The sequence below is a fragment of the Aliarcobacter thereius LMG 24486 genome (genome assembly GCF_004214815.1).
Lineage (GTDB): Bacteria > Campylobacterota > Campylobacteria > Campylobacterales > Arcobacteraceae > Aliarcobacter > Aliarcobacter thereius.
Window position 1 is genome coordinate 1,725,806 of sequence record NZ_CP035926.1, and the last position, 22,047, is coordinate 1,747,852.

General features: G+C 27.5%; 25 protein-coding genes and 1 tRNA gene. 22 read left to right on the forward strand and 4 right to left on the reverse strand.

Translation table 11 applies throughout. The features are described from left to right. Nucleotides 1-82 precede the first annotated feature (82 nt). From ATH_RS08880 to ATH_RS08890, 3 genes are all read left to right on the forward strand, one after another. Nucleotides 83-158, forward strand: a tRNA-Cys gene (locus ATH_RS08880). Between the two features lie 94 nt (nt 159-252). Then, nucleotides 253-624, forward strand: a complete 372-nt coding sequence (gene dksA / locus ATH_RS08885; protein ID WP_066180742.1) for an RNA polymerase-binding protein DksA — start codon at nt 253-255, stop codon at nt 622-624. Continuing rightward, nucleotides 621-1,625: a tRNA pseudouridine(13) synthase TruD gene (locus tag ATH_RS08890; protein ID WP_228140835.1), complete on the forward strand. Its 1,005-nt coding sequence runs from the start codon at nt 621-623 to the stop codon at nt 1,623-1,625. Before dksA ends, ATH_RS08890 begins: the two co-directional genes overlap by 4 nt. A gap of 1 nt (nt 1,626) precedes the next feature. Here the strand turns inward: ATH_RS08890 and ATH_RS08895 are convergent, their stop codons facing one another. Both ATH_RS08895 and ATH_RS08900 read right to left on the reverse strand, forming a co-directional pair. Then, a complete protein-coding gene (locus tag ATH_RS08895) occupies nt 1,627-2,610 on the reverse strand; it encodes a hypothetical protein (protein WP_066180739.1) in 984 nt (327 codons plus the stop codon). Nucleotides 2,611-2,612: 2 nt separating this feature from the next. Then, complete coding sequence (locus ATH_RS08900; RefSeq protein WP_066180737.1) at nt 2,613-3,191, reverse strand: hypothetical protein; 579 nt, start codon at nt 3,189-3,191, stop codon at nt 2,613-2,615. Between the two features lie 111 nt (nt 3,192-3,302). Here ATH_RS08900 and ATH_RS08905 point away from each other — a divergent pair, with 111 nt between their 5' ends. The 10 genes from ATH_RS08905 to argS are packed head-to-tail and all read left to right on the forward strand — an operon-like array spanning nt 3,303 to nt 10,796. Then, nucleotides 3,303-4,610, forward strand: a complete 1,308-nt coding sequence (locus ATH_RS08905) for a S41 family peptidase (RefSeq protein WP_066180736.1) — start codon at nt 3,303-3,305, stop codon at nt 4,608-4,610. Between the two features lie 10 nt (nt 4,611-4,620). Next, nucleotides 4,621-5,574, forward strand: a complete 954-nt coding sequence (locus ATH_RS08910; RefSeq protein WP_066390078.1) for a phosphoribosylaminoimidazolesuccinocarboxamide synthase — start codon at nt 4,621-4,623, stop codon at nt 5,572-5,574. Nucleotides 5,575-5,619: 45 nt separating this feature from the next. Further along, nucleotides 5,620-5,865 carry a phosphoribosylformylglycinamidine synthase subunit PurS gene (gene purS / locus ATH_RS08915; RefSeq protein WP_066180731.1) on the forward strand — a complete coding sequence of 82 codons (246 nt, stop codon included), beginning with the start codon at nt 5,620-5,622 and terminating at the stop codon, nt 5,863-5,865. Between the two features lie 2 nt (nt 5,866-5,867). Continuing rightward, nucleotides 5,868-6,539, forward strand: coding sequence for a phosphoribosylformylglycinamidine synthase I (gene purQ / locus ATH_RS08920; protein ID WP_066180726.1), 672 nt, complete (start codon nt 5,868-5,870; stop codon nt 6,537-6,539). A 24-nt stretch (nt 6,540-6,563) separates the two neighbouring features. Further along, a complete protein-coding gene (locus ATH_RS08925; protein ID WP_066180723.1) occupies nt 6,564-7,634 on the forward strand; it encodes a hypothetical protein in 1,071 nt (356 codons plus the stop codon). Continuing rightward, nucleotides 7,621-8,307 carry a lysophospholipid acyltransferase family protein gene (locus tag ATH_RS08930; protein WP_066180720.1) on the forward strand — a complete coding sequence of 229 codons (687 nt, stop codon included), beginning with the start codon at nt 7,621-7,623 and terminating at the stop codon, nt 8,305-8,307. Before ATH_RS08925 ends, ATH_RS08930 begins: the two co-directional genes overlap by 14 nt. Next, the gene (crcB, locus tag ATH_RS08935) at nt 8,297-8,683 is read left to right on the forward strand and encodes a fluoride efflux transporter CrcB (RefSeq protein ID WP_066180717.1); all 387 of its coding nucleotides are present in this window, start codon (nt 8,297-8,299) and stop codon (nt 8,681-8,683) included. The genes ATH_RS08930 and crcB overlap by 11 nt, the downstream gene beginning before the upstream one ends. A 59-nt stretch (nt 8,684-8,742) precedes the next feature. After that, entirely contained in the window at nt 8,743-8,973 is a 231-nt protein-coding gene (gene tatA, locus ATH_RS08940) for a twin-arginine translocase TatA/TatE family subunit (protein ID WP_066180715.1), read from the forward strand. A 2-nt stretch (nt 8,974-8,975) separates the two neighbouring features. Next, nucleotides 8,976-9,188 (forward strand): twin-arginine translocase TatA/TatE family subunit, encoded by a 213-nt coding sequence (locus ATH_RS08945; RefSeq protein WP_066180712.1) that lies wholly within the window; start codon nt 8,976-8,978, stop codon nt 9,186-9,188. A gap of 9 nt (nt 9,189-9,197) precedes the next feature. Beyond that, nucleotides 9,198-10,796: an arginine--tRNA ligase gene (gene argS / locus ATH_RS08950; protein WP_066180710.1), complete on the forward strand. Its 1,599-nt coding sequence runs from the start codon at nt 9,198-9,200 to the stop codon at nt 10,794-10,796. Between the two features lie 22 nt (nt 10,797-10,818). Here the strand turns inward: argS and rsfS are convergent, their stop codons facing one another. Both rsfS and nadD read right to left on the reverse strand, forming a co-directional pair. Next, complete coding sequence (gene rsfS, locus ATH_RS08955) at nt 10,819-11,145, reverse strand: ribosome silencing factor (protein WP_066180707.1); 327 nt, start codon at nt 11,143-11,145, stop codon at nt 10,819-10,821. Further along, entirely contained in the window at nt 11,142-11,696 is a 555-nt protein-coding gene (gene nadD / locus ATH_RS08960; protein WP_066180704.1) for a nicotinate (nicotinamide) nucleotide adenylyltransferase, read from the reverse strand. The genes rsfS and nadD overlap by 4 nt, the downstream gene beginning before the upstream one ends. Nucleotides 11,697-11,786: 90 nt before the next feature. Between nadD and gap the strand changes: the two genes are divergently transcribed. The 9 genes from gap (at nt 11,787) to ATH_RS09005 (ending at nt 22,014) form a co-directional block, all read left to right on the forward strand. Then, on the forward strand, nt 11,787-12,785 hold the full coding sequence (gap, locus tag ATH_RS08965) for a type I glyceraldehyde-3-phosphate dehydrogenase (protein WP_066180701.1): 999 nt from the start codon (nt 11,787-11,789) through the stop codon (nt 12,783-12,785). A gap of 8 nt (nt 12,786-12,793) precedes the next feature. Then, entirely contained in the window at nt 12,794-13,996 is a 1,203-nt protein-coding gene (locus ATH_RS08970; protein ID WP_066180698.1) for a phosphoglycerate kinase, read from the forward strand. Beyond that, entirely contained in the window at nt 13,997-14,710 is a 714-nt protein-coding gene (locus ATH_RS08975; RefSeq protein ID WP_066180696.1) for a triose-phosphate isomerase, read from the forward strand. After that, a complete protein-coding gene (gene fabI, locus ATH_RS08980) occupies nt 14,707-15,531 on the forward strand; it encodes an enoyl-ACP reductase FabI (RefSeq protein ID WP_066180692.1) in 825 nt (274 codons plus the stop codon). The genes ATH_RS08975 and fabI overlap by 4 nt, the downstream gene beginning before the upstream one ends. Nucleotides 15,532-15,641: 110 nt before the next feature. Then, nucleotides 15,642-16,850 (forward strand): diaminopimelate decarboxylase, encoded by a 1,209-nt coding sequence (gene lysA / locus ATH_RS08985; protein ID WP_066180689.1) that lies wholly within the window; start codon nt 15,642-15,644, stop codon nt 16,848-16,850. Nucleotides 16,851-16,859: 9 nt separating this feature from the next. Next, on the forward strand, nt 16,860-17,939 hold the full coding sequence (gene pheA, locus ATH_RS08990) for a chorismate mutase (RefSeq protein ID WP_066180685.1): 1,080 nt from the start codon (nt 16,860-16,862) through the stop codon (nt 17,937-17,939). A gap of 12 nt (nt 17,940-17,951) precedes the next feature. Beyond that, nucleotides 17,952-19,055 (forward strand): histidinol-phosphate transaminase, encoded by a 1,104-nt coding sequence (gene hisC, locus ATH_RS08995; RefSeq protein WP_066180683.1) that lies wholly within the window; start codon nt 17,952-17,954, stop codon nt 19,053-19,055. Nucleotides 19,056-19,063: 8 nt separating this feature from the next. Then, a complete protein-coding gene (gene dxs / locus ATH_RS09000; protein WP_066180680.1) occupies nt 19,064-20,869 on the forward strand; it encodes a 1-deoxy-D-xylulose-5-phosphate synthase in 1,806 nt (601 codons plus the stop codon). A gap of 119 nt (nt 20,870-20,988) precedes the next feature. Next, nucleotides 20,989-22,014, forward strand: coding sequence for a cytochrome-c peroxidase (locus tag ATH_RS09005; RefSeq protein ID WP_066180677.1), 1,026 nt, complete (start codon nt 20,989-20,991; stop codon nt 22,012-22,014). Nucleotides 22,015-22,047 lie beyond the last annotated feature (33 nt).

Here is a 22,047-nt window from a genome sequence, read left to right on the forward strand (position 1 = left end):
TAGAATTAACTTAAAATCATCCCTTGTCCTCTGCCACCTAAAATCATTCAAATCACTTTACTATATGATTTTCTGTACTTTTGGAGGTATAGCAAAGCTGGTAATGCCTCGGATTGCAAATCCGACATGCGTTGGTTCGAGTCCGACTACCTCCTCCATAACAAATTCATAAATAATTTATACTTAACATAATTTTAAGTTATTCTAATCCATTTTTTAGCTATAATACTGCTTTTAAAATATGGAGGGGATATGGCAAATAAAAATCAAATAGACGAATTAAAAGATATTCTACTTAGTAGAAAAGAAGTTATTTTTACTAATGTTAAAAATAGTAGAGATAGTATTGAGCAACTAAAAGATCAAGGTATGATCGATGATTTGGATTATGCTGATTTTGTTAGTGACTCGTTTACGCAAGGAATGATTGCAAACCACCAATTAGAAGAACTAAAACAAATTGAAGATGCACTTAAAAAGATAAAAGATGGAAGCTATGGTATATGTGATATGTGTGGGGTTAACATTCCTTTAGGTAGATTAAAAGCAAAACCTTTTGCAAAGTTTTGTACTGAGTGCAGAACTGTTTTTGAGCAAGAGGAAATAAAAAGAGCAAAAATTTGAATATAATAAAAAGAGATTACTTTCTACATGATAAGAAATTAAATTTTAAATTTTTTCAAAATGTAGATGATTTTATTGTAGAAGAAGAGCCATTAAGCTTCTCTTCTCATGGAAATTTTTTAGTTTTAAAAGTTAAAAAACAAAACTGTGATACTTGGGAATTATTAGATAGATTTTCTAAACATCTTGGTATTTTCTCAAATGAGTTAGGTTATGCTGGTTTAAAAGACAAGAATGCAACTACAACTCAATATATAAGTATTCCAAAAAAGTATCAAAAAGATATTAAAACTTTTAGAAGTAAGAAAATTGAGATATTAGATAGTTTTTTACATAATAAAAAACTTAATATTGGTGATTTAAATGCTAATAGATTTAAAATTAATTTAAAAGAAGTTGAGATTGAAGAGCTTTTTATAATTGAAAAAGTTTTAAAGCTTGTAAATAAATCTGGTATGCCAAACTATTTTGGTTATCAAAGATTTGGTAAAGATGTAGAAGATAATCTTGAAAAAGCAAAAGATCTACTTTTTGATGAATCAAAAATAAAAGATAGAAAACTTGCTAAAATGCTTATAAGTGCTTATCAAAGCTCATATTTTAATGCTTGGCTAAAAGAGAGATTAAAATTAAATAAAGAAGAATTTTCCCTTTTAAATGGTGATGTATTCTTTGATATTAAAAACAATAAGCTATTTACACCAAAAAATATTAATAAAAAAATTATAGATGATTTTAGAAATCATGAAATTACACCAACAGGTCTTCTTCCTGGAACTGATGTTTTTAAAGCAAGAGATGATGCTTTATTAATTGAACAAAAATATGATAATAGTGAAATAAGAGAAAAAGGTTACAGAAGAGAAGCTATTGTATTTCCTAAAATCTTAGATACAAAATATAATAAAGATAAAAAAGAGTTACTTTTAGATTTTGTCTTACCAAAAGGCTCTTATGCAACAGTTTTAATCGAGCTTTTAGCGAATAGAAACTTCTCTTAAATTAAGGAAGTTCTATATAGTTTTTATCAAAATATAGTTTATTATCAATTGATAAAACTCTTTTTTCATTATCGAAATAAAATTTATATACTTTTTCGCTATCAAGATTTTTATCTAAATTTATTAGAAAGCCTTGAGATTCTAAAGCATATAAACTTTCTGAATATGCCAAAGCAAGAATTTTTGCATATTTAAGTTTTATACTACTTTCTTCATCCAATGAACTGTTCATTTTTATTATTTCGCCTTCAATATTTGCAAGATATATCTTATCTTCTTTAAAAATAATATCTCTTATATTATACTCTTTTGAAATAGTATCTCTTGGAGAAATTGATAAAATCTTATTTGAACTTGCAACAATTAATGTTTCATCATTATTAAGTAATCCTAATGCAATAATATTTTTAAACTCATTATCTGGATCAACTGCAATATTCCTTACAATTTCATTTGAAACTAAAGATACTATTATTAATCTTCCATCTAATGTTGGAAATAAAACTAAGCTTCCCATAAAAACAGGATTTGTTACTCTAACATCATTTGCTAATGATAATGAAAAATACTCTTTAAATAGAGTTTTATTTGAGTTTATATCAAATAATTCAACACTGTTATTTGAATAAATTACTGCTAATCTATCTCCAACTAAACTTGCTGCAATAACAGGATTTTCTGTATTTATTTCTATATTATCAATTAATATTTTATCAAGATTATTTGTCGCAATTATTTTTTTATCATCACTTAAATTTATAAAGTTAAAATCTTTTGCTAAATTCATTTCGCTAAGTCCAAGTTCTGATACGAAAACTCCATTTTCTAAAGTTCCACCTATTTTATTCATAGATTTAATATAACTTTTCATAGATTTCTTTGAAACTTCAAATTCACCTTCAACATCAGTAGGTTCATAATATTTCTTTCCAGAACATCCTGAAATTAGAAATATAAATAGAACTAAATATAATCTATATTTCATCTTTATTTTGTAACCAAATAATGTTTTAAGAATATTGCTAATTCATAAGCTTTTGATTCTTTATTTATCTCTTCTATAAGTTCTTTTGATTTTGTATATTCACCTTTATTTACTAAAACTATTGCTTCATTTAAAATTGCATAATCTTTGATTAAAAAATCATCACTCTTTCTTAATGCTTCCAGCTTATAAGAATCTGCATTTTTTTCAGCAAGTTGATATTCTAATAACTCTTTTAAATATTTCAAAGATATATTTTCTTCATTTAGACTCTTTTTTGCTCTTAAATATAATGCTAGTTCATATAAGTTTTTGTTATTATTTTTAAGATATTCTAAAGAATCATTATCATTTTGTTCCAAATAAGTACTCAAAGCATTATTTGCTTTATTAAGATTTGTTTCATCAATACTATTTTTAATATAAATTCCAATTGGAGTAACTATTGCCAAAAATATCAATACATAAATAATTTTTTTATATTTTTTAAAAAATCTCTCAAATTTTACAAAATTTACTAAAAGTTTTTCGTCATTACTGAATTCATCTTTTATAAACTTTACTTCATCTTTCATACTCATAATCTTGCCTTATTTTTAAAATAAACATTATTCTACAAAAATATTGTTAAAATCTTACTTTTATTTTTTTTTATGTATAATTATTGTCATAAATTTTAAAGGTAACAAATTATGAAAAAACTACTAATCTCTTCGATGATATTACTATCTTTATCTATTTCTTTACTTGCAAAAGAGAATCAAAATACACAAGTTTCAGAGCAAACTAGATTTGAATCTTTAACAAAACTAACAAAAGTAATAGGAACAGTTGAGAAATATTATGTAGATGATTTAAAACTTCAAGAAATTATAGATAAAGCATTAAAAGGTCTTATGCAAGAACTTGATGCTCACTCAAGCTATTTAGATAAAAAAGCTTCAAACGAGATGAACATTTCGACTACTGGTGAGTTTGGTGGCTTAGGAATCACTGTTGGAATGAGAGATGGTGCATTAACAGTTATAGCTCCAATAGATGATACTCCTGCTTATAAAGCTGGTGTAAAAGCTGGTGATATAATTTTAAAAATAAATAATGATGCAACTTTAGGTATAACTTTGGATGAAGCAGTAAGCCAAATGAGAGGTAAAGCAAAAACTGATATTACTATTACTGTTGTAAGAAAAGGTGAACAAAAACCAATAGAGATAAAAATGCAAAGAGATATTATTAAAGTAAAATCTGTATTTTCAAAAACTATTGAAGATGAGAATTTAATATATATTCGTATCTCAAGTTTTGATGCAAAAGTAACTGATGAACTACAAAAAGCAATTAAAAACAATCCAAATGTAAAAGGAATAATTCTTGATTTAAGAAATAATCCTGGTGGATTATTAGGTCAAGCTATTGGAGTTGTTGATACTTTTATTAGAAATGGTTTAATAGTTTCTCAAAAAGGTAGAGATAAAGAGTCGCATGAGAAATTTGAAGCAAATAAATTTAGTTTTAAAACTGATTTACCACTTGTTGTTCTTGTAAATGAAGGTTCAGCTTCTGCATCTGAAATTGTTAGTGGTTCATTACAAGACCATAAAAGAGCAATTATTATTGGTGAAAAAACTTTTGGTAAAGGTTCTGTACAAGCTGTTTTACCTATAAATGATGAAAAAACTGAAAATATTAAATTAACTATTGCAAAATACTATCTTCCAAGTGGACGAACTATTCAAGCTGAAGGAGTTACTCCTGATATTATCGCTAGTTCAGGTTCGGTAACTCAAGATGAAGATAGTGCATTTAGGATAAAAGAAGCTGATTTAAAAAGACATTTAGAAGGCGAATTAACAAAAGTTGATAAAAGAGTTAAGGATGAAGAAAAATCAATAAAGAATGAAAATAAAAAAGATATTTCAAAAGAGGATCTATTAAAAGATAATCAGTTAAATACTGCCCTAGGTATTTTAAAAAGTTTAATAATAATGAATAAATTTTAAAAGGATATTGATGAATATAGAAGAGATAAAAGAGTTAAATCTTTGGCCAAACAACAAAAAAACAACTACGAACAAAGGCTTAGATGAGCTTGAAAATTCAGGTTATAATTTATTTTATATAGGTAAAAATGCTGATTTATATACTACTTCTGGTAAAGAAGCAAAAATTCTACTTGTAAGAAGTGATAGAACTTCAGTTTTTGATATTCCTCTTAATTTAGAGATTGAAGGAAAAGGAATAATTCAAACTTCAATATCTAATTTTGGAGCAAAATTTGCAAATAATTTTGGTATTAAAACAGCTATTTTAGATGAAAAAGTTGATTCTAGTTTAAAAGTTTATCCAAGATGTCAATTAATGGAACTTTGTAAACCTTTAGAAGCAACAATTAATGGAGAGCTTGTTCAATTTGAACTTATTTTTAGAAATTATTTAACTGGTTCACTTTTTCAAGCTCTTCAAGATAATTTAGATCCTTATGGATTAAATCTTCCAAAAGATTTAAAAGAGTGGCACAAATTTGATAATGCAATTTTTACTCCTACAACAAAAGGATTAAAAGATGAACCATTAAAATCAGCAGATGTAAGAGAAGTTTTCCCAGAAATTATAGAAAAATTAGAAAATTTGTTTAAATCATTTACAAAATTTGCAGAAGAAAGAGGAATTATTGTAGTTGATACAAAATTTGAAGTTTTTGTAGAAGAAGATGGAACTTGGGTTCTTGGTGATGAGATTTTAACTCCAGAAAGTTCAAGATTTATTCCAAAAGAGGAGTTTTTAAAAGCTAACTTTGTTTCTATGGATAAACAAATCTTAAGAGATTTTGGTAAAAAAGAGAACTGGAAAGAACAAGCAAAATCTCTAAAAGCTAGTGAAAAACTAGAAGTAAAGGTACCTCAAGAGATTAAAGATAAAATCTTAAATGGTTACAAAACAATTTTAGAAAGATTAAGCAAATAAAATTTTCGATATAATCGCAAAAAATTATAAAAAGAGGCAATAAATATGAGAGCAATAGTTAATATAGGTTTAAAAAAAGGCGTACTTGATGATCAAGGAAAAGCAATAAATAATGCTTTAGGAACATTAGGATTTAAAGATTTAATAAATGATGTTAGAGTTGGAAAACAAATTATCATAGAATTAAATACAAATGATAAATCAAAAGCTGAAGCTGAAGTTGCTCAAATGTGTGAGAAACTTCTTGCAAATACTGTAATTGAAGATTATTCAATTGAAATAGTTGGTTAATTATGAAAGTTGCTGTACTTAGATTCCCAGGAACAAACTGTGAATTTGATGCTAAATATGCATTTGAGAAATTAGATTGTGAAGTAGAAATAATTTGGCATAAAGATGAAAAACTTCCAGAAAACTGTGATTTGGTTGTAGTTCCAGGTGGATTTTCATATGGAGATTATCTAAGAAGTGGTGCAATTGCAAGATTTGCTAAAATTATGGAAAGTGTAAAAGAGTTTGCAAATAATGGTGGAAAAGTTTTAGGTATTTGTAATGGTTTCCAAATCTTACTTGAAGCTGGACTTTTACCAGGAGCTATGAAAAGAAATGATACTTTGCATTTTATTTCTAAACATCACCACTTAAAAGTAATTGATAATAATAATCCTCTATTAAAACTATTAAATATTGGTGATATTGTTAATATTCCTGTTGCTCACCATGATGGTAATTATTATATTGATGAAGCTGGTCTTAAAGATTTAGAAAAAAATAATCAAATTCTTCTTAAATATTGTACTTCTGATGGTGATTTAACAAATATGAACGGAAGTGTTTCAAATATTGCTGGTATTTGTAATAAAAATAGAAATGTATTTGGTCTTATGCCTCACCCTGAAAGAGCAATGGAAGATGTGCTAGGTTCAAGTGATGGACTTAATATGTTAAAAGGTTTTTTAAAGTAGATTAATTCTACTTTAAAATTTTATATGAAAAAATTTATTCTACTTTTTTTATCTTTTTTAACTCTTTTTGCCATAAATCTTTTGGCATCAAAAAATTTATATTTATCTTTTTCTAAAATACCAAAAAATATCTATACTAATCAAAAATTTGAAATTACAATTGAAGCTTTAGTTCCAAACTCAAAATTTACAAACTTTAGAGTTGCCTTTTTAGATATGGAAGATATAGATATTATAAATCCAAATTCAACTTGGAAAAAGATATCTAATAACACTTGGCAGAATAGTTTTTATCTTCAAGTTCTAAGCCCAAATTTCAAACTACCTGAAATTAATGTATCTTTAATAAATTATAATGAAGAAATAGATAATACAAGTCTATTTTTAGATGGTATAAGTTTCTCAAAAATTGGTAAAAGTGATGAAAGATATGCAAATATAGTTGCTGAAGAGTTGATTTTAAAAGCATATAAAACTAAACAATATAACAATAAAGAAGCTCTTACAATAGTTGATATTGATGCTATAAATTCAAATTTAGGAAATTTTCATCTAAATTCTATTGAAGAACAAGGAATTCATAGTATAAAAGAACAAGAAAATATAGAGAATCTAGTTTACTATTTTGTAACACCTATTTTTCAAAAGAATCTATATTTTACATATTTTAATAGCTCTTTAAATAAATTTGAAGAGATTAAAATACCTCTTATTTTACAAAATGAACTTGTAAGCACTCAAACAGATCTAAATCCTAATGATTCAACATTTGAAAAATATAAAAAGATTGCTTCTATTATTGTATTTATTATATTTTTACTTATCTTTATTTGGAAAAGAAATAAAATATTACTAATATTTGTAATTATCACTTTAATATTTGCTGTAATTTATAACTATCCAAATCAAAAGGGTTATATAAGTGAAGGTTCATATATATATATTTTACCTACAAAAAACTCAACAATTTTCTTCCAAACCTTAGAAAAAGAGAGTGTTGAAATATTAGAGAAAAAAGGTCAATTTAAAAAAGTCTTAGGAATTGATAATAATTTTATTGGTTGGATAAAGGAGGAGAGTTTTGAGAAAAATTAGAGGCTTATTTGTTGCTATTCAATTTTCTGTAACTGTTGCATTTGTTATTCTTTTTATGTACATTTTTAGGAATCATACACATAAAGTTATAAAAGTTTGGATGAAAATTCAAATTTTCTTTTTAGGTATTAAAATAGAAATTGAAGGTAAAGCTGATGAAAGTTGTGATTTACTTCTTTTGAATCATCAATCAATGCTTGATATTATAGTAATTGAGTACTTACATAAAAGAGATATTGCATGGGTAGCAAAACAGGAGATTACAGATATGTTCTTCTTTGGTCATATTATAAAAGCTCCAAGAATGATAAGTATTGACAGAGAGAATAAAGCTGGTCTTATTCATCTTATTAATGAAGCAAAAGATAGATTAAGTAAAAATAGACCAATAGCAATCTTCCCTGAAGGGACAAGAAGTGATGGTACATTTATGGGAGATTTTAAAGCTGGTGCTAAAATGCTTGGGAATAAATATGCTTTAAAAGTACAACCTATTGTTTTATTTGGAACTAGAAATATAGTTGATTCCCAAAAACTTGAAGCAAGTCCAGGAATTGTAAAAATAGTTTATTTAGATCCAGTTATTGCTAGTAAAGAAACATCTTGGTATGAAGATACTGAGAAAAACATGAAAGAAGTTTTCGAAAAAGAGTACAGAAACTATGTTCATTAATTGGCAAATAGTTTTTGCCGTTGGCTTAGGTGGAGCTCTAGGCTCTATTCTAAGATATTTTGCTGTTTATTATCAAGTAAAAATTTATCCTATTGATTTTCCACTTGGAATACTAATTGTAAATTTAATTGGCTCTTTTCTAATTGGATTCTTTTATTTATATTTTACTTCTTTTATAGTTTCTGATAATCTAAAATATCTACTAATAACAGGTTTTTTAGGTGGACTTACAACTTTTTCTACTTTTTCTTTAGATAGCTATTTACTCTTAAATTCATCTTTAACTTTTGCAATATTAAATATTTGTTTAAACTTATTTGGATCAATTCTTGCAGTTTTCATTGGTATAAAATTAGCTCAAATATTTATTAAATAGAAAAATTTTTAAGCTATAAAAAGCTATAATAATTGCTATCTTAAAAAAAAGGAATAATTATGGGTATGCCAAGTGGTATGCAATTATTAGTAATTGTTTTAATAGTATTAATTTTATTTGGTGGTAAAAAAATACCAGAACTTGCAAAAGGTATTGGAAGTGGTATTAAAAACTTCAAAAAAGCTGTAAAAGAAGATGGTGAAGATGAAGTTGCAAGTGCATCAAATATTGATGACAAAAAGACTGAAGTAAAAAAAGAAGAAAATAAAAAAGAAGAAGCTAAAGTATAATTATGGGACCAAGTGGTATTCAGATTTTAGTTATTCTATTAATTGTTGTTATTCTTTTTGGTGGAAAGAAAATTCCTGAACTTGCAAAAGGTATTGGAAGTGGAATTAAAAACTTTAAAAATGCACTAAAAGATGATGAGAAAGAAGAAGTTTCAAAAGATTCTAAAATAGAAGAGATTGAAAATAAAAAAGATAATGAAACAAAACAAGTATAAGAGTAGAATTTGCAAAATATAGTTAAAGAGTTTATAGAAAGTATATTAGAAAAGAGTAATGTTGTTTTAGAAAAGCCAAAAGATTTATCTTTAGGTCATTTTGCAACTCCTGTGGCTTTTTCTTTAGCAAAAGAGCTTAAAAAATCTCCTATGATTTTAGCTGATGAATTAGTTTCTAAATTAGAAAATAAAGAGTTATTTGAAAAGGTTGAAGCTGTAAAAGGTTTTATAAACTTCACTCTTTCAAAAGGGTTTATAGAAAAACTTACAAATGAAGCTTTAGATAAAAAAGAAGATTTTGCAAAAAACCTAAATACAAAAAGAGATGAAAAAATACTTCTTGAGTATGTTAGTGCAAATCCAACTGGACCACTTCATATTGGTCATGCAAGAGGTGCAGTTTTTGGAGATACTTTATATAAAGTTGGTGATTATTTAGGTTTTGATATTACAAGAGAGTATTATGTAAACGATGCTGGGGCTCAAATGCAACTTCTAGGAACTTCTGTTAGTTTGGCTGCTAGAGATTTTATTTTTAAAGAGAAAGTAAAATATCCTGAGAGTTATTATAGAGGCGATTATCTAGTTGAAATTGCTGAACAAATCATTACAAAATATGGAAAAGAGATAATCTATGATGAAAATAGATTTGATGAGATGGCACTTTTCGCAAAAGATATTGTAATGCAAATAATTATAAAAGATTTAGGTGATTTAGGAATAACTTTCCAAAACTTTGTATCTGAAAAATCACTTTATAGCTCTTGGGATAGTACAAAAAGTGTTTTAGAGCAAAATGGCTCTTTATATACAAAAGATGAAAAAATATATCTAAAATCTACTCAATTTGGTGATGATAGTGATAGAGTTGTTGTAAGAGAAAATGGAATTCCTACATATTTAGCTGGAGATATAATTTATCATAAAAATAAATTCGATAGAAAATTTGACAAATATATAAATATTTGGGGAGCAGATCACCACGGATATATAAGTAGAGTTAAAGCAGCTATTGAATTTCTAAGGAATGATTCATCTAAACTAGAAGTTATTTTATCTCAAATGGTTCAACTACTTAAAGGTGGGCAACCATATAAAATGAGTAAAAGAGCTGGAAATGTTATTTTAATGTCTGATATAACAGCTGAAATTGGAAGTGATGCATTAAGATTTATCTTCTTAACTAAAAAAAGTGATACTCACTTAGAGTTTGATATTGATATGCTTAAAAATCAAGATTCATCAAATCCTATTTTTTATATAAATTATGCACACGCAAGAATAAATCAAGTTTTTGTAAAATCATCTTTAAATATAGATGATATAAAAGATGAAAAATTTGAAAATTTAAATGCAGAAGCTCTAAATTTACTTTATGAATCTTTACTTTTAAACTCTGTTTTAGAAGATGCTTTCTCAAAAAGAGAGATGCAAAAAATCACTGAATATTTATATAGTTTAGCTTCAAGTGTTCATAAGTTTTATAATGAACACAAAATTATTGGAAGTAGTGAAGAAAAAACTTATCTAAAAGTTTTAAGTATGGCAAAGTTAAGTCTAAAAACAGGACTTAAATTACTTGGAATTGAAGCAAAAGAGATTATGTAATCTCTTTTGTATATTTTATTTACTAAGATTTAAACTTAGCAAAACTTTCTAAAAATTCTTCAATATTATATTTTTCTCTATATTTTTCACTCATTAAATGTATAAAAATATCACCTAAATCTATAACAGTCCAATTTTCATCTTCATCAACTCTTAAGAACTCTTCACCTTGAGGTTTTAAATCAGTTTTTAAATAATCTAATAATGCACTTGCATGTTTTGGATTTAAAGTAGTTGCAATAACAACATAATCAACCAAATAATCTTTAGTGCTTAAATCAAAAACCTCAACATCAACTGCTTTTTTATCTTCTAATATCTCTTTGATATTTTCTATTCTTTTGTTCAAAATTTTCCTTTTTTTAATTTTCCTAACTCTTTTTTTACATCATCTTTTATAATATCTGGAATATATGATAAATCCAATTTATCTCTTAAAAGTGTAGAACTAATATCAATATTAATATCAAAACTTTTAAACTCTTTGTTGTCCAAATTATATCCCACTCTTTTTGCTACAACAAATTCTAAATTTTTCTTCAACTCATCGATATTATGCCACTTATGAAGAGATTTTAAGTTATCTTCTCCTATTATAAAATATATTTTACTAGGATTTAACAAAGATTTAATATATCTAATAGTCTCATAAGTATAGCTTAGTTTTTTTTGTTTTATTTCGTAATCACTAACGAAAATTCTACTATCATCTTGGAAGACTTTTTTAAGAAATTCAAATCTTATTTCTGGTTCAAACAAAAAATCTTTTTTAAATGGATTTAAATAAGTAGGAATAACAATTATTCTATCAAGATCTAAATTTTTTAAAGCAGTTCTTACTATTGTTTCATGTGCTATATGAATTGGGTCAAAACTACCACCAAAAATTGCAATTTTCAAAAAAAACTTTCCTTACTTTTGTGATTAAATTATATTATAGCAATTTTTGGATAAAATATTTGCTATTTAGAATTTTTACAAAGGGATTAGATGGCTATTAAAGTTGCAATAAATGGTTTTGGAAGAATAGGAAGATGTGTAGCTAGAATTATTGCTACAAGAGATGATATTGAATTAGTTGCTATAAATGATACAGCTAAACCTGATATGCTTGAATATATTACAAAATATGATACAGTTCACGGTACTTTTAATGGTGATGTTAAAGTTGAAAATGGTTTTTTAAAAATGGGAAAAATTAATGCAAAACTATATTCAACAAGAGATGCAAATGAATTAACTTTTACAAAAGATTGTGGAGCTGAAATAGTATTGGAGTGTACAGGAGCTTATCTTACACAAGAAGCTTGTGAGATTCATATTAGAAATGGTGCAAAAAAAGTTGTTATGAGTGCACCTGCAAAAGATACTACAAAAACTTATGTTATGGGTGTAAATGAAAACACTTATGATGGTGAAAAAATAGTTTCAAATGCTTCTTGCACTACAAATTGTCTTGGACCAATAGCAAAAATCATTGATGATGCTTTTGGTATTGAAAAAGGTTTAATGACAACTATTCACTCTTATACAAATGATCAAAATATCTTAGATGTAAAACATAATTCAGATAAAAGAAGATCAAGAGCTGGTGCACAAAATATGATTCCTACAAGTACAGGTGCAGCAAAAGCTATGAAACTTATAATGCCTCAACTTGATGGAAAACTTCATGGTCAAAGTGTAAGAGTTCCAACTCCAAATGTATCAATGGTAGATGTAAACTTTGTAGTTAAAAAAGATACAACAAAAGAGGAGATAAATGCTCTATTTACTCAAAAATCAAAAGAGCTAAATGGAATTGTAGCAGTTGATAATGATATGCTAGTTTCAAGTGATTTAATAGGAAATACAAATTCAACAATAATTGCAAGTGATTTAACACAAGTTATTGGTGGAAATATGATAAAAGTAATGAGCTGGTACGACAATGAGTGGGGTTACTCTTCAAGATTAATAGACTTAGCTTTATATATCTCTAATAAATAGGCTTTAAGATGAATTTACAAGAGTTAAAAAATATAAATATAGCTGGTAAAAAAGTATTTATTAGATGTGATTTTAATGTTCCTGTTGATGAATACAATAATATTACAGATGATAGAAGAATTAGAAGTGCTTTAAATACAATTAGATACTGTATAGATAATGATTGTTCAGTTATTTTAGCTAGCCACTTTGGAAGACCAAAAGGTGGATTTGAAGAAAAATACTCTTTATCTCCAATTGCAAAGAGACTTCATATATTACTTAAACAAGATATAAAGTTAGCTCCAAATGTAGTTTGTGAAAAAACTATTCAAATGGCAAAAGAGTTAAAAGCTGGTGAAATTATGCTTTTAGAGAATATGAGATTTGAAGCTGGTGAAACAAAAAACGACGAAGAATTAAGTAAAAAATTGGCTTCTATGGCTGAAGTATATGTAAATGATGCATTTGGAGTTTCACATAGAGCTCATTCATCAGTTGAAGGTGTTGCAAAATACTTTGATAAAAACCATAAAGCAGCTGGATTCCTACTTGCTAAAGAGATTAAATTTTTTCACCATATAGTTGAGAATCCAAAAAGACCTTTTGTATCAATAGTTGGTGGTTCAAAAGTATCTGGTAAACTAGAAGCTTTATATAACTTAGTTCCAAAAGTTGATAAAATAGTTATCGGTGGAGGAATGGCATTTACATTTTTAAAAGCTCAAGGTCATGAGATTGGGAAATCTTTGGTTGAAGAGGATTTGATTCCTGAAGCTATTAAAATAATGGATTTGGCAAAAAAACAAAATACAAAACTATATTTACCTGTTGATATTGTTGTAGCTGAAGCTTTTGATCCTGAAGCAATAGCAAAAATAGTTCCAGTTCAAGAGATTCCAAAAACTTGGATAGGTTTAGATATTGGTCCAGCAACTGCACTTTTATTTAGTGAAGTTTTAAATGATGCAAACACTATTTTGTGGAATGGTCCAATGGGTGTTTATGAGATGGAAAAATTTGCAAAAGGTAGTACAAAGATATCAAATGCTGTAGCTAACTCTTATGCAACAACTGTTGTTGGTGGTGGAGATACAGCTGATTTAGTAAGAATAACTGGTGATGAAACTGATATGACATTTATAAGCACTGGTGGTGGAGCTTCACTTGAACTTATAGAGGGTAAAATTTTACCAGGAGTTAAAGCACTACTTTTAGAGGATGAAGAATAAATGTTGATTATTGCAAGTAATTTTAAGACTAACCACACAAGAAAAAGTACAAAAGAGTTTATTGAAAAAACAAACTCTTTTATTAAAGAGAATAATATAAAAAATGAAGTTTTAATTTTCCCTACTTCAAGCTCTTTAGACTCATTTTCTTGTGAAAGAAACTTAAATATTGGTATTCAAAATGCTTTTCCAACTATGAAAGGTTCTTATACAGGTGAGATTGGTCTTGAACAAATTGAAGAGTTTGGTCTTAAAACTATTTTAATTGGTCACAGTGAGAGAAGAGAGATTTTTAAAGAATCTCAAGAAGATATTTCAAAAAAATTTAATTTTTATAAAAACCAAGGTTTTAAAATAATCTACTGTATTGGCGAACCTTTAGAGATAAAAAATCAAGGTTTAGATAAAACTTTAGAGTATCTTTTTGCACAATTTGAAGGAATTGATACAAATTATGAGAAACTAATCTTAGCTTATGAACCAATTTGGGCAATAGGAACAGGTGTAACAGCAACTATTGAAGATATTAAAAACATTCATGAAGCGATAAAAAGTAAAATAGACAAAGCTTTACTTTATGGTGGAAGTGTAAAACTTGAAAATATAGAAGATATTTGCTCTTTAAAGAGTGTTGATGGAGCTTTAATTGGTACGGCTTCTTGGAATATAGATGATTTTATACAGATATTAGAAAAAACAAAGGATTTAAAATGATTATGAAAGGTAAAAAAGGTGTTATTTTAGGTGTAGCAAATGAGAAATCAATTGCTTATGGTATTGCAAAAGCTTGTGCTGAGCAAGGTGCAACAATTGCCTTTACATATTTAAATGATGCTCTAAAAAAAAGAGTTGAGCCAATAGCTGCTCAATTTGGAAGTGAAAATTTAGTTTATCCTTGTGATGTTTCAAAACCAGAAGAGATAGTTGCATTAAGAGAATCTTTACAAAAAGATTTAGGCGAGATTGATTTTATAGTTCACTCAATAGCTTTTGCTCCAAAAGAAGGACTAAGTGGAAGATTTCATAATATTTCAAAAGAGGCATTTGATATTGCTATGAATATCTCTGTATTTTCATTGATTGAAGTATCAAGAGAGCTAAAACCTCTTTTAAGTTCTAACTCTTCAATTTTAACTCTTACATATTATGGTGGAGCAAAATATATTCCAAACTACAATCTTATGGGAGTTGCAAAAGCAGCTTTAGAGATGACTACAAAATATTTAGCTGAAGATTTAGGAAAAGATGGGATAAGAGTAAATGCTATTAGTGCTGGTCCAATTAAAACTTTAGCTGCTGCTGGAATTGGTGATTTTAGATTTATGCTTAAATGGAATGAAGCACACTCTCCATTAAAGAAAAATGTAACTATTGAAGAAGTTGGAAACTCGGGAATGTATATGCTTAGTGATTTAAGCAAAGCAGTAACTGGAGAAATTCACTATGTCGATAGTGGATTTAATATAATGGGAATGCCAGCTGTTGAATTTGAGGATGGAAAACCTAGAATTGCTTGGAATGGAACGGATAATTAAATTTGTTCTAAAAGCCCTTAAGAAAACTTAAGGGCTTTTATATTTTACAATTTTAAGAACTTTAACATAGAGTTTTTAAAATTTTATAATAGATTTTAATTAGGATAAACATGAGTATAGATTTCAAAAAACTAGCAGATAAATATCAAACTCCATTTTACGTATATGACTTTAATCATATAACAAAACAGTATGAAGAGTTAAAAAGCTCTTTTAGAGCAAGAAAGTCTTTAATAGCTTATGCTGTAAAGGCAAATTCAAATTTAAGTGTTATAAAACATCTAGCAGAACTTGGGGCTGGTGCTGATTGTGTAAGTATTGGTGAAGTAAAAAGAGCTTTAAAAGTTGGAATTCCTACATATAAAATCATTTTTTCAGGTGTTGGAAAAAGTGATGATGAGATTAAAGAAGCACTTTTACTTGATATTCTTATGATAAATGTTGAAAGTGCAGCTGAGCTAAACAGAGTTGAACTAATTTCAAAAGAGTTAAATAAAGTTGCAAGAATCTCTATAAGAGTAAATCCAAATATAGACCCAAAAACTCATCCATATATTTCAACTGGACTTCATGAAAATAAGTTTGGAGTAGATATTGATACAGCAAAAAGAATGTATATTCAATGTAAAAATAGTGAAAACTTGGAGCCAACTGGAATTCATTGTCATATTGGATCACAATTAACTGAACTTGAACCAATAAAAGAATCAATAAATATTGTTGCAAATTTAGTTAGAAATTTAAAAGCAATAAAAATAGAACTATCTTTTATGGATATTGGTGGAGGATTAGGAATTGTTTATAATGATGAGAAACTAATAAATACTTATGATTATGCACAAACTATTTTAGACTCTATGTTTGGACTTGATTTAACAGTTATTTGTGAACCTGGAAGATTTATTGTTGGAAATTCTGGAATATTTATTACAAAAGTTTTATATGAAAAAATAAATGGAAATAAAAGATTTATTATTGTTGATGGAGCAATGAATGATTTAATAAGACCAGCTTTATATGATGCTTATCATAAAATTGAAGTTTTAAATGACAATAAAGATTTTAGTGATTGTAATATTGTAGGACCAGTATGTGAAAGTGGTGATTTTTTTGCAAAAAATATAGATTTACCAAGTACACAAAGTGGTGATTTAGTTGCAATTTATAGTGCTGGAGCATATGGCTTTACAATGGCAAGTAACTATAATACAAGAGCTAGAGTTGCTGAAATTGCTATTGAAAATGGGGAAGATAGATTAATTAGAAGAAGAGAAAATTTTGAAGATTTAATTGCTCATGAAATTGAATTTATAAAATAAGGTAACAAAATGACAAGCGAAAAAGGATTAATAGATATTAGAAATCAACTTGATGATATAGATAATCGATTACTTAATTTATTAAATGAAAGAATGGAACTTGTTCATCAAGTTGGAGTTATAAAAGCACAAAGTGGTGGTGCAATTTATAGACCAGAAAGAGAAAAATCTATTATTGAAAGACTTGATAATATTAATAAAGCAAGTAAAGGACTTCTTACAAGAAGTGCAATAGAAGCCCTATTTTTAGAGATTTTTGCAATTTCAAGAAACCTTGAACTACCTGAGAACATAGGCTATCTAGGTCCAAAAGGAAGTTTTACTCATCAAGCAGCTGAAACAAGATTTGGGGCTATGAGCTCTTATATTTCAATATCTTCAATAAAAGGAATTTTTAAAGAGCTTGAGGCAAAAAATATAAAATTTGGAGTTGTTCCAATTGAGAACTCTTCAAATGGTATTGTAAATGACACTATAAATAGTTTCACTCACTATAACTCAAAAATTGTTGCTGAAGTAATATTAAATATTCATCATACATTAGCAACAACTTGTGATAAGATAGAAGATATAAAGAAAATATATTCAAAAGATATCGCTTTTGATCAATGTAGAAGATTCTTAACAAACTATGGTCTTGATGAGATAGAACTAATTCCAGTAGAATCAACAACTAAAGCAGCAAAACTAGCTGTTGAAGAGCCAAATAGTGCAGCAATTTGTGCTCATGTAGCTGCAAAAATATATAATCTTCCTATATTATTTGAAAATATTGAAGATAAAGATAATAATAAAACAAGATTTTTTATCTTGAGTGATTTTGATAATTCTCCAAGTGGAAATGATAAAACTTCACTTCTTGCAAAATTCCCTGATGAGCAAGGTATATTGGTTAAATTTTTAAATGATTTGAATAATGCAAAGATAAACTTAACTAAGATAAAATCACACATTGTAGAAGGTGATTCTATTTTTTTCATAGACTTTGATGGTCATAAAGATGATAAAAATATAAAAGAAGTTTTAGAAAAACATAGTGAAAATGTGAAGATACTTGGCTCTTATGTAAAAGAGATAAAAGACATATAAAAAGGAAACAAAATGAAATTCAATAAAGTGTTAAAAAATGTGCCTCTATATGAAGCTGGAAAACCAATTGAATTGGTTACAAGAGAGTATGGTATATCTCCTAAAGATGTTGTAAAACTGGCATCAAATGAGAATCCTTATGGAACAAGTCCAAAAGTTGTTAAGAAAATTCAAGATATTGCAAAAGATATGTTTAAATATCCTGATGACTCTATGTATGAACTTAAAGAGGCTTTGGCATCTAAATATGAAGTAGAAAGTAATAATATTGTTATTGGCTCTGGAAGTGATCAAATTTTAGAGTTTGCAATACACGCAAAATGTAATAAAAAATCAAAAGTTCTAATGGCAAAAACAACATTTGCAATGTATGAAATATATGCAAAACAGACTGGTGCTGAAATAATTAAAACAAAATCTAGCCAACACAATTTAAAAGAGTTCAAAAAACTTTACAAAAAACACAATCCAGATATTATTTTCCTTTGTATCCCAAATAACCCTTTAGGTGAATGTTTAGATAAAGTAGAAGTTTATGAATTTTTAGAATCTGTTGATAAAAATACTCTTGTAATTATTGATGGTGCATATATGGAATATGCTGCTTATAAAGATATTAATAAAAAAATATCTCCAAAAGATTTAATTGATACTTTTCCAAATACAATCTATCTTGGAACTTTCTCAAAAGCATATGCTCTTGGAGGAATGAGAGTTGGTTATGGTGTTGCTAATCCAGAAATTATACAAAATTTATATAAATTAAGAGCTCCTTTTAATATTACGACTTTAAGTTTAGCAGCTGCTATTGAAGCATTAAAAGATGAAGAATTTGTAAATGATTGTATTGATAAAAACTTCAAACAAATGAAAAGATTTGAAAAATATTGTAATGATAATAATTTTGAATATATACCTTCATATACAAACTTTATTACAATTTTATTTAAGAATTTTATATCTAAACAAGTTGCTCAAAAACTTTTAGAAAAAGGAATGATAATAAGAGATTTAACTGGTTATGGTTTAAATGCAATTCGTGTAACTATTGGTTCAACTACTCAAAACACGAAATTCTTTAAACTATTAAATGAAGTTTTAGAAGAGTTAAAATAGATTTAAATATGCAGATAAAAGAAAAATCAACTGAAGAATTAATTCAAATATCTAATAAAATTAGAGAAAGAATCATTGATGTAGTATCAAGAAAAGGTGGTCATTTTTCATCTACTTTAGGTGCTGTTGAATTAACTTTGGGTATGCATAAAGTTTTTGATGTAAGAAAAGACCCATTTATTTTTGATGTTTCTCATCAATGCTATGCACATAAACTCCTAACAAACAGATGGGAAGAGTTTGAAACTGTTAGACAATTTGACGGAATGTGTGGTTTTACAAAACCAAAAGAGAGCGATGCAGATTATTTCGTAGCTGGGCATAGCTCAACTTCTATTTCTATTGCAACTGGTGCTGCAAAAGCTATTAAGCTAAAAAATGAAGATAGAGTTCCAGTTGTTATGATTGGTGATGGTTCTATGAGTGCTGGAATGGTTTATGAAGCTATGAATGAACTTGGAGATTTGAAACTTCCAGTTGTGATTATTTTAAATGATAATGAAATGAGTATTGCAAAACCAATTGGAGCAATTTCAAAATATCTATCAAAAATATTAGCAGGGAAATTTTATCAAAGCTTTAAAGCAAGAGTTGATAAATTTATTAGAAATAATATGCCAGAAGGAACAACTTATCTTGCAAAAAGAGTTGAAAATTCAATTAAATTAATAACTCCTGGAATACTATTTGAAGAGTTAGGAATTGATTATATTGGTCCAATAGATGGTCATGATATTGAAGAAATTATTGATACATTAACTATTGCAAAATCAATGAATAAACCTGTTATTGTTCATGCAAGAACAACAAAAGGTAAAGGTTATAAAATAGCAGAAGGTCAACACGAAGAGTGGCATGGAGTTGGTCCATTTAATATTGAAGATGGTGAATTTATTAAAAAATCATCTGATAAAAGTGCAACAGCTGTATATTCAGATGCTCTTTTAAATCTTGCAGAAAAATATGATAATGTTGTTGGAGTAACCGCTGCAATGCCAAGTGGAACTGGTTTAGATAAGCTTTTAGATAAGTTTCCCGATAGATTTTGGGATGTTGCTATTGCTGAACAACATGCAGTTACATCTATGGCTGCAATGGCAAAAGAAGGATTCAAGCCTTTTGTTACAATATATTCAACATTCTTACAAAGAGGATTTGATCAAATAGTTCATGATGTTTGTATAATGGGCTTACCTGTTGTTTTTGCTATGGATAGAGCTGGAATTGTAGGAAATGATGGAGAAACACATCAAGGTGTTTTTGATATTAGTTTTCTAAGATTTATTCCAAATATGGTTTTATTTGCTCCAAGAGATAACCAAACTTTAAATTTTGCTTTAGATTTTGCTTACAGTTTAGATAAGCCATGTGCTATTAGATATCCAAGAGGAGCTTTTAAAGAGTTAGATTATAAAGCAAATCCTTTTGTTTTAGGAAAATCAGAACTTCTAAAAGATGGAAAATCAAATAAACTTTTTATTGCTTATGGAGCTGGTGTTAGTAAAGCCATAGAAGTTGAAAAACTACACGAAGAAGATATAGCAATTTTAGATTTAAGATTTGTAAAACCTTTAGACAAAGATATGTTAATAAAACTTTCAGAAAAATATAACTCTTGGTATATTTTCAGTGATTCACAAAAACAAGGTGGAGTTGCTAGTGCTATTTTAGAACTATTAAGCGAAGAAAATATACTAAATATTAGTGTAAATTCTTTTGAATATAATGATATCTTTATAGAACATGGGGATACTAAGCTTGTTGAGAAATCACTTGAATTATTAGCAGATCAGTTAGTAAAAAAAGTTATATAGGACAATTAATATCTTCTATTATAAGTAAAAATTATAATATTTCTAAAAAAAAGCTATAATTTAACCTCTATTTAATAAAAATTCTCCTATGATTTTGTAAATCATTTAGGAGGAAAATAATGAAATTTAAAATTTCTTTGGCAATACTTTGTTGTACTACTTTTGCATTTGCAAATGAAGCACTAATTAAAAAAGCAAAAGATTCAGGTCTTGAGGCTATACCTGCAAATAAATCAGAACTTATGAAATTAATTGATACAGATCCAAAAGATCCAATTACTAATGCAAAAGTAGAATTAGGGAAAAAATTATACTTTGATCCAAGACTTTCAAGAAGTAACCTTATTTCATGTAATACTTGTCATAATTTAGGACTTGGTGGAGCTGATGGAATTCCAGCTGCTATTGGTCACGGATGGACAGCAAATCCATTTCATTTAAACTCACCAACTGTTTATAACTCAGTATTCTTTAAAGCACAATTCTGGGATGGAAGAAGTCCACACCTTGCAGATCAAGCAGCTGGACCAATTCAAGCTGGACCTGAAATGGCAGCACCACCTGCACTTGTTGAGCAAAGAATAAACTCTATTCCAGCATATGTTGAAGAGTTCAAAAATGCTTATGGAAAAGATACAAAAGTAGATTTTAAAATAATCACTGAAACTATTGCAACTTTTGAGAAAACTTTAGTTACTCCATCAAGATTTGATGACTTTTTAAATGGTGATTCAAAAGCTCTTTCAAAAGCAGAACAAGATGGCTTAAATCTATTTTTATCAAAAGGTTGTACAGCTTGTCATACAGGAATTGCTCTTGGTGGAACAATGCAACCATTCCAAATTGCTAACCAATATAAATTTATCAGTGTAGGTGATTTTAAAGGTGATGAAAATGGTATGGTAAAAACTCCAACTTTAAGAAATATTACTCAAACAGCACCATATTTCCATAATGGGCAATTCTGGTCATTAAGTGATGCAATTAAAGAGATGGGTTCAGTACAATTAGGAATTAAAATCAGTGATGCTGAAGCTTCAAAAATTATAACATTTTTGAAAACTTTAGATGGAAGAATGCCTGATTTTAAATATCCACAACTTCCAGCTAGTACAGAAGAGACAGCAAAACCAACATTTGACTAATTTTTCTTTACTCTGTTTTTAAAAGGCTAAGAG